Origin of the sequence: Dietzia sp. UBA5065, from assembly GCA_002415925.1 — a bacterium.
GTDB lineage: Bacteria > Actinomycetota > Actinomycetes > Mycobacteriales > Mycobacteriaceae > Dietzia.
The window spans coordinates 49,155-59,989 of the sequence record DIAZ01000186.1; the positions used below are offsets into that span (position 1 = coordinate 49,155).

11 protein-coding genes are annotated in these 10,835 nt (G+C 72.8%); 4 read left to right on the plus strand and 7 right to left on the minus strand.

What is annotated here, in order from left to right; all coding sequences use genetic code 11:
• The 4 genes from B4M60_RS15545 to dacB form a co-directional block, all read right to left on the minus strand.
• Positions 1-1,221: AMP-binding protein (locus B4M60_RS15545; protein WP_291086123.1), on the minus strand; the 1,221-nt coding region annotated here is incomplete at its 3' end.
• Between the two features lie 175 nt (positions 1,222-1,396).
• On the minus strand, positions 1,397-1,957 hold the full coding sequence (gene hpt, locus B4M60_RS15550; RefSeq protein WP_291086126.1) for a hypoxanthine phosphoribosyltransferase: 561 nt from the start codon (positions 1,955-1,957) through the stop codon (positions 1,397-1,399).
• 11 nt (positions 1,958-1,968) lie between these two features.
• Positions 1,969-2,973, minus strand: coding sequence for a tRNA lysidine(34) synthetase TilS (gene tilS / locus B4M60_RS15555; protein WP_414646824.1), 1,005 nt, complete (start codon positions 2,971-2,973; stop codon positions 1,969-1,971).
• The gene (gene dacB, locus B4M60_RS15560) at positions 2,960-4,354 is read right to left on the minus strand and encodes a D-alanyl-D-alanine carboxypeptidase/D-alanyl-D-alanine endopeptidase (protein WP_291086129.1); all 1,395 of its coding nucleotides are present in this window, start codon (positions 4,352-4,354) and stop codon (positions 2,960-2,962) included. Before dacB ends, tilS begins: the two co-directional genes overlap by 14 nt.
• Positions 4,355-4,536: 182 nt before the next feature.
• Here dacB and B4M60_RS15565 point away from each other — a divergent pair, with 182 nt between their 5' ends.
• From B4M60_RS15565 to B4M60_RS15575, 3 genes are all read left to right on the plus strand, one after another.
• Positions 4,537-5,049 carry an inorganic diphosphatase gene (locus B4M60_RS15565; RefSeq protein ID WP_291086131.1) on the plus strand — a complete coding sequence of 171 codons (513 nt, stop codon included), beginning with the start codon at positions 4,537-4,539 and terminating at the stop codon, positions 5,047-5,049.
• 182 nt (positions 5,050-5,231) lie between these two features.
• Entirely contained in the window at positions 5,232-5,864 is a 633-nt protein-coding gene (locus tag B4M60_RS15570) for a TetR/AcrR family transcriptional regulator (protein ID WP_291086133.1), read from the plus strand.
• A gap of 9 nt (positions 5,865-5,873) precedes the next feature.
• Entirely contained in the window at positions 5,874-8,273 is a 2,400-nt protein-coding gene (locus B4M60_RS15575) for an MMPL family transporter (protein WP_291086136.1), read from the plus strand.
• Positions 8,274-8,325: 52 nt separating this feature from the next.
• Here the strand turns inward: B4M60_RS15575 and B4M60_RS15580 are convergent, their stop codons facing one another.
• The 3 genes from B4M60_RS15580 to B4M60_RS15590 all read right to left on the minus strand — a co-directional run bounded on the left by B4M60_RS15580 (position 8,326) and on the right by B4M60_RS15590 (position 10,338).
• On the minus strand, positions 8,326-9,189 hold the full coding sequence (locus tag B4M60_RS15580; protein ID WP_291086139.1) for a crotonase/enoyl-CoA hydratase family protein: 864 nt from the start codon (positions 9,187-9,189) through the stop codon (positions 8,326-8,328).
• Positions 9,190-9,212: 23 nt separating this feature from the next.
• Positions 9,213-9,419: a PspC domain-containing protein gene (locus B4M60_RS15585; protein ID WP_291086142.1), complete on the minus strand. Its 207-nt coding sequence runs from the start codon at positions 9,417-9,419 to the stop codon at positions 9,213-9,215.
• A 121-nt stretch (positions 9,420-9,540) separates the two neighbouring features.
• Positions 9,541-10,338, minus strand: coding sequence for an SDR family oxidoreductase (locus B4M60_RS15590; protein ID WP_291086145.1), 798 nt, complete (start codon positions 10,336-10,338; stop codon positions 9,541-9,543).
• Positions 10,339-10,406: 68 nt separating this feature from the next.
• On the opposite strand from B4M60_RS15590, the gene B4M60_RS15595 reads away from it, so the two are divergent.
• A partial coding sequence (locus tag B4M60_RS15595; RefSeq protein ID WP_291086148.1) for an AMP-binding protein occupies positions 10,407-10,835 on the plus strand: 429 nt, incomplete at its 3' end.

The window sequence follows — 10,835 nt, forward strand, 5'->3', positions numbered from 1 at the left end:
CTTGCGGTCGGTGAGGTAGAGGAAGCGGTCCTCGTCCAGGTAGCCCACGTCGCCGAACGTGGACCAGTTGGGGTGCTGGGGATGGAAGACCGACGCCGTCTTCTCCGGGTCACCGTGGTAGGAGAAGGTGCCCTCGTCCTGCTGCCAGTAGATGGTGCCGATCTGGCCGGTGGGGAGCTCGTTGCCCTCCTCGTCGCAGATGTGCGCGATGCCCTTGAGTCCGTCGCGGCCCACCGACCCCGGGCGCTCGAGCGCCTCCTGGGAGTTGATGAACGTGATACCCATGCCCTCGGTGGCCGAGTAGTACTCGTGGATCACCGGGCCCCACCACTCGATCATCCGCCGCTTGACCTCCGGCGGACACGGCGCGGCGGCGTGGATGGCGTGGGTCATGCTGGACACGTCGTAGCGCTCGCGCGTGGCGTCGGGCAGCTTGAGCATCCGCACGAACATCGTGGGCACCCACTGCGAATGCGTGACGTGGTACTCCTCGATCAGCCGCAGGGCCTCCTCCGGGTCGAAGCGGTCCATGAGGATGACCGTCCCACCCACCGAGTTGACGACGCCGCAGAACCGCAGCGGGGCCGCGTGGTACAGCGGTGCCGGGCACAGGTACACGCTGTCGGCGTCGAAGGCGTAGAGGAAGCTGAACACGGGCGTGTAGAGATCCGGCACCTCGTCGATCTGCCCCTCCGGCAGGTCCACCCGTACGCCCTTGGGGCGGCCGGTGGTGCCCGACGAGTAGAGGAAGTCGTGGCCGCGGGGCTGGTCGGCGGGAGCCTCAGTGGGCTGACCCTCCAGCAGGCCGCGGTAGTCCTCCAACCCGTCGAGGGCGCCGCCGAACGCCACCCGGTGCTCCACTGCCGGATGCGCTTCGGGCGTGAGGTCCACATGATCGGCCACCGCAGCGGACACGAACAGGGCGCGTGCCCCGCAGTCGCCGATGATGTAGGACGACTCCTCCGCGGTCAGATGGTGGTTGATCGCCGCGATGTAGAGGCCGGATCGCAGCGCCCCCCAGTAGATCTCGACCATCTCGAGGGTGTTGTCCGAGACCACGGCGATCGTGTCGCCGGGCTTGAAGCCCCACTCGTCGGTGAGCAGGTGGGCGAGTTGAGCGGAGCGGGTCTCGAGCTGGGCGTACGTGATCTGCTCGCCGGTCGCGGGACGGATCACGGCGGGCTTGTCGGGAGTGCTGGCGGCGAAGGTACCTGGGAACATGCCGCCAGGCTAACCCCCCGACGTGACCTGGATCACCTGATTGGCAGACACGTGTCCAACACACTCCGGCGTGCGCTGGCTGAACGTACGCGATCACCGGGTCCGCGCTGGGGCCGTGGACCAAAGAGCCAGCGCAAGCCGGAGGGGCGGCCGGAGGGCCGGCCGGGGCGGGAACTCAGGAGTACATGCGCGGGTGCAGCCGGCCGATGTACGGCAGGTCGCGGTAGCGCTCGGCGTAGTCCAGGCCGTAGCCCACCACGAACTCGTTGGGGATGTCGAAGCCGATCTCGAGGATGTCCAGGTCCGCCTTGACCGCGTCGGGCTTGCGCAGCAGGGTGACGATCTCCAGCGAGCGCGGGTTGCGGGTCCGGAGGTTGCGCATCAGCCAGGACAGGGTCAGACCCGAGTCGATGATGTCCTCGACGATGATCACGTCGCGGTCGGCGATGTCCCGGTCGAGGTCCTTGAGGATCCGCACGACACCCGAGGAGCTGGTCGAGGAGCCGTACGAGCTCACCGCCATGAACTCCAGCTCGGACGGGATGGACAGGGCGCGGGCGAAGTCGGAGACGAAGATCGCGGCGCCCTTGAGAACGGCCACCAGGACGACCTCGTGCTCGGAGTCGGCGTACCGCTCCCCGATCGCGGCGCCCATCTCGGCGATCCGCTCCCGGATCCGGTCGGCGTCGAGCAGCACCGTCTCGATCTCGTCGGCGTACTTGTCCACGTTGCTCATGTCGTCCCCGCTCAGCTGGCCCGATCGATCTCGAGGACCACCTTTCCATGCCGACGCCGGGCGACCAACCTCCCCGAGCCCTCGGCCACACCCGCCCCCGCCGACCCGCCGCCGCCCACCGCGACGCCGCCCTGCCCCCGCCAGTCCGTGACGAGCGCGGCGATGGCCGTAATCTGCGCGTATGTGGGCGAGGGCACCCCCCGCCCCAGGAGCCAGCGGCGCAGGACCCGGGTCAGCACCGCGCGCGCGAGCGGCTCCAGCACGGCGACGTCCAGGGTGCCGTCGGGGGCGACGGACACGGCGGCGGCGAGTCGGTCCAGCTCGTCGTCGTCGCCCCGGAGCAGTTCCGCGGTCCGGGCCAACCCCTCGGCGACGCCGCCGCCGAGGACGTCCTCGAGCAGCGGGAGCACCTCGCGGCGGAGCCGGACGCGCGTGAAGGCGGGGTCGACGTTGTGCGGGTCCTCCCACCAGTCCAGGCCGAGCGCGCGGCAGGCCTCGCGGGTGTCGGCGGTGCGGACCCCGAGCAGCGGGCGGCCCCACGGCGCGTCCCAGGCCGCCATCCCGCGCAACGAGCGCGCGCCGGAGCCGCGGCCCAGGCCCAGCAGGACGGTCTCGGCCTGGTCGTCGAGGGTGTGGGCGAGCAGGACGGGCCGGCCGTCGCGCGCGGCGTCGAGCGCGGCGTACCGCGCGCTGCGGGCGGCGGCCTCGGGGCCGGTGCCGTCGGGGGTGACCACGACGACGAGGACCCGCGCCCCCACGCCGAGCCCGCGCGCCGCGGCGGCCGCATCCCGGGCCACCTCGCCCGAGCCCGGCTGCAGGCCGTGGTCCACGACGAGCGCCGTCACCTCGGCGAACTCGGCGGCCGCAGCCGCGGTGAGGGCCAGCGAGTCAGCGCCCCCCGACAGCGCCACGCAGACCTCGTCGCCGACCCCCGGGTACGCCCGGCGGAACGCCCGCACGGCCGCGCGGACCCGCCAGGCGGGCCCGGTCCAGTCGGCGCCGCTAGCGGCAGCCACAGGTTCTCAGCGAGGCGGCGATCCGGTCCAGGACGGGCCGGGCGGCGGCGGGGTCGGTGCCGGAGGACAGCAGCGCGAAGCTCATGGAGCGCCCGTCGGCGCTGGTGACGGTCCCGGCGAGGGCGCTGGTCCCGGCGAGCGTCCCGGTCTTGGCGCGCACCCAGCCCGCGCCGGGGGCGGCGGGGCCGTCGAAGCGGTCGGAGAGCGTCCCCGAGCCGGCGGCCACCGGCAGCGTGTCGAGCAGGTCGCGCATCTCCCGGGTGGCGTCCGGCGCGGCGGCGGTGCGCAGGACGTCGGTGAGGACGGCCGCGGAGAGCCGGTCGCCGGGGCTCATGCCCGAGCAGTCGTCCAGCCGGACCCCGGACATGTCGATCCCGCGCTCGGCCAGGGTCTCGACGACCGCGGTCGTCCCGGCCGTGAAGTCGACCGGGACGTCCGGGTGGCGGGCGAGCGCCACCTCGCGGCAGATCGACTCGGCCAGGACGTTGTCGGAGTAGACCAGCATGGACCGCAGGCGGTCGGTCAGCGGCGCCGACGAGACTCGGCCGATCTCACCGGTGGTCTCCACGGGTTCGGCCGAAACCCGGACGAGGGCCGGGTCCACGCCCAGTTCGCGGGCCAGGGCGCGCCCGGCCGCCAGGGCGGGCTCGGCGGTGCGGGGCGAGTACTCGTCGGCCGGGTCGAGGCGGCCGGAGTCGAGCATCCAGGCCTCGACCGGCGCGATGTTGCCCGCCGCGACGTCGGCCGGCGACCACCCGGGGCCCAGCCCCGGCCCGGTGTAGGGGCCCGGGGCCACGACGATGCGCGCGGGCGCGACGCCCGCCCCGCGGATCACCTCGGCGGCCCGCGTGACGGTGGTGGCCCCCGGGAAGAGCGGGCCGGGCTCCCCGCCGCCGGACATGGTGGGGTCGCCGCCGGGGACCACGACCAGGGTGTCGGGCTCCGCGCCGCGCTCGAACACCGTGTCCACGCGCGCGTCCCCGGGCAGTCGGCTCAGCGCCGCGACGGCCGTGAGGAGCTTGACCGTCGAGGCCGGGACCCGCGCGTCCCGGGGACGCCGCTCCCACAGCACCCGACCGGTCGCGTCGTCCACGACGCTGGCGGCGAGGTCGCCGACGGCGGGCGTCGACGCGAGGGGGCCGAGGATCTGCTCGAGGGCGGCGGGGTCCGGGGCGGGAGCGGCGGCGTCCGCGGCGATGAGCCCGGGGGAGGGAGGCGGGGCCGCGGGCGCCGGGTCGGTCGGCTCCCCGCGGGGTCCGCCGTCGACGACCGTGATGAGCGCCGCCGCGACGAGGCCGGCCACCAGGAGGGCGACCAGGACGAGCACCACCCCGATCCGCCAGGTCGGGCCCCGCCCGCGCCACACGCCCCGCTCGGTCACGGACCCCCACCCTCCTCGTTTCGGCCCGCCCCGGAAGGCCCCGGATCGCGCGTCGTCCGCCCCCACGCTAGCCGCCGCCGTGACGCCGGACACCCCCGGCACGGGACGGCCCATTAGAATCGGTCCGAATCGCCCGGGAGAGCGTCCGGGGCCCGGAAAATGACGATCAGCGAGGTACGCCAGTGTCCGTCGAAGTGACCATCGAGATCCCCAAGGGCTCGCGCAATAAGTACGAGATCCACCACGAGACCGGGAAGATCTATCTCGACCGCTTCCTCTACACCTCGATGGGCTACCCCGCCGACTACGGCTACATCGACCAGACCCTCGCCGACGACGGCGACCCGTGCGATGCGCTGGTGCTCCTCGACGAGTCGGTCTTCCCGGGCGTGATCGTCAACTCGCGCATCGTGGGCGTCTACACGATGTCCGACGAGGCCGGCGGCGACGACAAGCTGCTCTGCGTCCCCAACGGCGACCCGCGCTGGGACCACATCCAGGACGTCGGCGACGTGCCCGAGTTCGAGCTCAAGGCGATCGAGCACTTCTTCCTCCACTACAAGGACCTCGAGCCCGGCAAGCACGTCACCCCGGGCGAATGGAAGGACAAGGCCTGGGGCGAGAAGCTCGTCGTGGAGGGCGTCGAGAACTTCAAGAACAACCCCGAGGACAAGGCGGAGCCCTTCCGCGGCTGACCCGCCCTCGGCGCTCGGCCCCCACCACCGGGCGCCCCGACACGGCCCCGGCGCGACCATCGTGCCGGGGCCGTGTCGCGTCCGTGGCACGGCCGGGGCCGCAAGGTGACGTGACCACGATCACGGTCATTTCAGCCCTCTGCAACTTTGCACGGCCATGCAGAATCCGTACGGTGGATCGGGTGACCCCCGACTTCCTCAAACCCCGCGGGCTGCGCGAGGCCAAGAAGGAACAGACCCGCGCCGCGCTCTCCGACGCCACCATGGCGCTGGTGAGCGAGCGCGGCTACGAGGCCACCACCGTCGACGCGATAGCCCACGCCGCGGGGGTCTCGGTCCGGACGTTCCACAACTACTTCCCCGGCAAGGCCGCCGCACTCACGCATCTCGCGGCCGACCTCATCGCCGAGTACAACGCCGAGCTCCGCGCGCAGCCCGACTCGGCGAGCTGCGCGGACGCCCTGCGGGACGCGTGGCGCACCATGCTCGACCGGCACCGCGGGAACGTGGCGGGGCTCAACGCGCTCATCGACGCGATCGAATCCAACCCCGACCTGCGCCGCTACCTCGAGGACAACCACCCCGAGGTCGGCGTCGAGGGCGTCGTGGAGGCCGCCCGCCGGCTCGGGCTGGACCCGGCCACCTCCGCGATCCCGCACGTCGTCACGCAGATCACCTTCACGATCGCGGTGACGGTCATCCGGCTCCACGCCTCGCCGGACTTCCCCGATCGCACCCAGGACCGCCTGCTCGACGAGGCGTTCTCCGCGCTGCCGCTGCTCGTCGCCGCACCACCGACCGACTCCCCCACCTAGGAGCACCACATGGCTTCCTTCCTCTACCGCGTCGGACGCGGGTCGTTCCGGCGCTGGCCGCTCGTGATCGGCGCGTGGCTGGCCGTCCTCGCCGTGGTCGGCGGACTCGCGGCGGCGTTCTCCGCGCCCGCCTCCAGCACGTTCTCCATCCCCGGCATCCCGTCCGAGCGGGCGCAGACCCTGCTCACCGAGCGGTTCCCGTCCGAGTCCGGCGGGGACCCCCAGACGGCGCCCACCTTCACCGTGGTCATCGCGACGGCGGACTCGACCCCCCTCACCTCCGCGGAGAACCAGGAGAAGGTGGCCCGCGTCCTCGACGCGATCCGGGACATCCCGGGGCTCGCCGCCCCCACCGCCGTCGGCACCCTCGGGCTTCCCGCGGAGGCCCTCGACGGCGGGGACCCCGGCGACCGGCCGTGGGTCACCGCGGTGAGGGCCCAGTCCGACGGGCTGATCGACCAGACGACCGCCGCCGGAGGCGACCGCGCGCAGGCGGAGAAGGACGCGGCGACGGTCTCCCCGCTCTCCCCCGACGAGTCCGTGTACTCGGTCCGGGCGGGCTTCGACACCGCGGGCACCCCGTCCGCGGTCGACGTGACCGACGAGCAGCGCGAGGCGCTGCGGGCGGTCGCCGCCACCGGTGAGGACCTGGGACTCGAGGTGGCCTACAACGGCCCCGCGGCCCAGGACATGGGCGGCATCGGCTTCACCTCGGAGATCATCGGCATCGTCGTGGCCCTGATCGTCCTGGCCATCACCTTCGGCTCGATCGCCGCGGCCGGCCTGCCCATCGTCACCGCGATCGTCGGTGTGGGGATCGCCGTGCTGTCCGTGCACGCGCTCTCGGGCACCATCGAGGTCAACGACACGACCCCGATCCTCGCCACGATGCTCGGCCTGGCCGTGGCGATCGACTACTCCCTGTTCATCGCGAGCCGGTACAAGCACGAGATCAGGCTCACCGACGACAGGTCACACGCCGCCGGGCGGGCGGTCGGCACCGCCGGCTCCGCCGTCGTCTTTGCCGGGCTCACCGTGTTCATCGCCCTGGTCGCCCTGACCGTCGTCGGGATCCCGTTCCTGTCCGTCATGGCGCTGGCGGCCGCGGGCGCGGTCGTGGTCTCCGTGCTCATCGCGCTCACCCTGCTGCCCGCCCTGTTCGGCGCGCTCAAGGGCCGGGCGTTCTCGGGGAAGGTGCCCGGGGTGACCGCCCCGGACCCGGAGGACGAGGGCGTCCACACCGCCGGCGAGCGCTTTGCCAAGGCCATGCGGGCCAAGCCGTGGATCGGCCTGGCCGGCGGCATCGTCGTCCTGGCCCTCCTCGCCGTCCCGGTGGGCTCGATGCGCCTCGCGCTCCCCTCGGACACCACCATGGACCGGGGCACCCCGGCCCGCGACGCCTCCGACCTGCTCGAACGCGGATTCGGCCCGGGCGCCAACGCCCCCCTGCTCGCGATCGTCGACGCCACCGGGATACCCGCCGCGGACCGCGCGGACGCCTTCCAGACCGCCGCGGGCGACTTCCGGGCGATGGACGGCGTGGCCAACGCCCAGGTCGTCCTCACCAACGGCGACCCGGCGGATCCGCTCACCGCCGACACCGCCCAGATCCTCGTCTACCCCTCCACCGGCCCGACCGACGCGGCCACCGAGGACCTCCTGCACACGATGCGGGACCACGCCGGGGCGTACACCGCCGAGACCGGCGCGGACTACGGCATCACCGGGCTGACCGCCATCCAGTCGGACGTGTCCGAGCGGCTCTCCGACGCCCTCGTGCCGTACCTGGCGATCGTCGTCGGGCTGGCGTTCCTGCTGCTCATGCTGGTGTTCCGCTCGATCGTCGTCCCGCTCACCGCCGCGCTGGGCTTCCTGCTCTCGGTCCTGGCGACCCTCGGCGCCACCGTGGCGATCTTCCAGTGGGGGTGGTTCGGGATGATCGAGGGCAACCCGATCATCAGCTTCCTGCCGATCATCCTCATCGGCCTGGTGTTCGGCCTCGCCATGGACTACCAGGTGTTCCTGGTCTCCCGGATGCGAGAGGCCTACTCCCACGGCGAGTCCGCGAGCGACGCCGTGGTCCACGGCTACAAGTACGGCGCCCGCGTGGTCAGCGCCGCCGCGGTGATCATGATCAGCGTGTTCGGCGGCTTCATCCTCATGGACTTGGCGTTCATCAAGACCATGGGCTTCGCGCTCGCGGCGGCGGTGTTCTTCGACGCCTTTGTCGTGCGGATGGTGATCATGCCGTCGCTGATGTACCTCATCGGCGACAGGGCGTGGTGGCTGCCGCGGTGGCTGGACCGCCTCCTGCCCAGGGTCGACATCGAGGGCGAGAAGCTCGCGGCGCAGGCCCCGGCGGGCGAGGCCGACCCGGCCGCCGGGCGGGAGCCGGCCCCCGCCCGCTGACCGCCGCCACGGCGGGCCCGGGCCGGGTCGGGCCGGGCGGAGCCTGGTCGGGTCAGCGGCCGGTGTACCTGGCCTCGCGCTTCTCCAGCGTCGACCCGATCGCCTCCATCATGTCCGCCGACGCCAGGAAGCCCGCGTTCCACGTGGCGACGTACCGGTTGGACTCGTAGATCGGCCCGTCGATCGCCCGGCCCAGCACCTCGCGCGTGCCGCGCACGACCAGCGGCGGGTTGTCCGCGATCTCCGCGGCCGTGGCGTGGGCGGAGTCGAGCACCCCGGCGGCGTCCTCGGCCACGTGGGTGACCAGCCCGTACCGCAGCGCCGTCTCGGCGTCGATGTCGCGACCGGTCAGCGCCAGCTCGCGGGTCAGGCCCGAGCCGATGATGTACGGCAGGCGCCCGAGCGAGCCCATGTCGGCGACGATGCCCACCTTGACCTCGCGGACCGAGTACGTCGAGTCGGCCGAGCCGTGGCGGACGTCGCAGGCCGAGATGAGGTCCATGCCTCCGCCGATGCAGCGGCCCTGCACGGCGGCCACGGTGGGGGTCCGGGCCGAGGCGACCGCGTCCACCGCCTGTCGCATCGTCTCCACGAAGTCCAGGATCCGCTCGTTGCGGGAGGCGTCCGGCGTCGAGTCCGCGGGCAGGAACTCCATGAACTGCGGCATCATCGCCATGAGGTCCAGGCCGTACGTGAAGTTGCGGCCCTGCCCGGCGATCACCGCGGCCCGGACGTCCGGGTCGGCGTCGAGTTCGGCCATGACGCGGGGCATCTCCGCCCAGAAGTCCGGGCCCATGCCGTTGTTCGGGCCGGGCCCGATCAGCGTCACCTGCGCGACGTGCGGGTGGCGGGCACCCCTGTCGATGCGGACGGAGGCGTACTCGCCGGGCGCGGCGGCGGTGCTGGGGTTGGTCATGCGCCAAGCATGCCAAAGCCCGCTCAGGCGCGGGCGTCAGGCATGACGATCCACATGATCACGTACAGCAGCACCTGCGGGCCCGGCAGCAGCAGCGATGCCACGAACAGGATGCGGACCACCACCGGGTCCACGCCGAAGTACCCGGCCAGCCCGCCGCACACCCCGCCGATCCAGCGGTCGGAGGACCGTTCCAGTCGCCTGGTCCCGATTCCCGGGTCGTTGGTCATGACGCTCTCCTCGTCGTCGTCGTCACACGGTCGGGAACCTCCTCCCCGACGACCCCCATCCTCCTCCGCCGAGCCCCGCACCACATCGGGGAAAGCCCCGGCATCCGACCCCGAGACGCGGTCAGGTGTGGAACTCGCCGCAGTCCACGGTGAGGGTCTGACCGGTCACGGCCGACGCGGCGTCCGAGAGCAGGAACAGCACCGGGTCGACGATCTCCCGCTCGGTGGGCAGGCGACGCAGGTCCATCTTGGCGGCGGTGTGGGCGTAGACGTCGTCGACCGTGCCGCCGTACTTGGCGGCCAGGTGCTCGAAGTACGCCGTGAGGGTGTCACCGTGGATGTACCCGGGCGCCACCGTGTTGACGCGGATGCCGCGCGGCCCGAGCTCGGTGGCCAGGGAGTGGCCCAGCGCGACCAGGGCGGTCTTGGCGATCTTGTACCCGGCGTACCGCTCACGGGAGTGGTGGATGACCGCCGAGGCCATCATCACCACCGAACTCGGGCTCCCCTCCCCCGCGCCCGCCTCGAGCAGCGGGGTGAACTCCTGGGTCGCGCGCAGCGCGCCGAGAACGGACAGGTCAATCCCGCGGGCGATCTGGTCGTGGTCGGTCTCCGCGAGCGGCCGCATGCTGGGCACCGAGAACGCGCTGTAGACCAGGCCGTGGACGGCGTCGGTGTGGCCGGCGACCGTGTCACGAAGGGCGCGTACGGATTCCGGGTCCGTGGCGTCGACCGCCGCGGCGATGGCCGACCCGCCCGCCTCCCGGACCTCGTCGACGATCCCGTCGAGCCGGGAGGAGGTCCGGGCGGCGACGACGACGGTCGCCCCCTCCTCCGCCGCCCGCAGTGCGAGGGTGCGCCCGAAACCGGGCCCCGCCCCGACGATCACGATGGTCCGGTCCCGGAGCAGCCCTGTCATGCGTCCCATCCAACCAGCTCGGTGGCGCCCGCCGCGGTGAGTTCACCTCGCCGGGATACCATCCGCACGTGCACACCATCCCTGAGCAGTATCTTCGCAGCTCACACGCCCCCAGCCCGCGGACGTTGATCGACGTCCTCGGCGCCGCGGCCGAGCGCCACCCGGATGCACCCTGCCTGGACGACGGCGAGCGGGTGCTGAGCTACGGCCAGGTCTGGGACCAGATCCACGTCTCCGCGCGGTGGATGCACGCACAGGGGGTCGGCGCGGGCGACCGGGTGGGCATCCTCATGCCCTCGGGCACCGTGGACCTCTACCTGGCGATCCTGGCCACCCTCGCCGCCGGCGCCGCGTACGTCCCCGTGGACGTGGACGACCCGGCCGAGCGCGCCGACCTGGTGTTCGGCCAGGCGCAGGTGGCCGCCGTGTACACCGCCGACGGCATGCGGGTCACCGACCCCGACCGCCCCGCCGATCCCGCCCGCCACCGGGGCCCC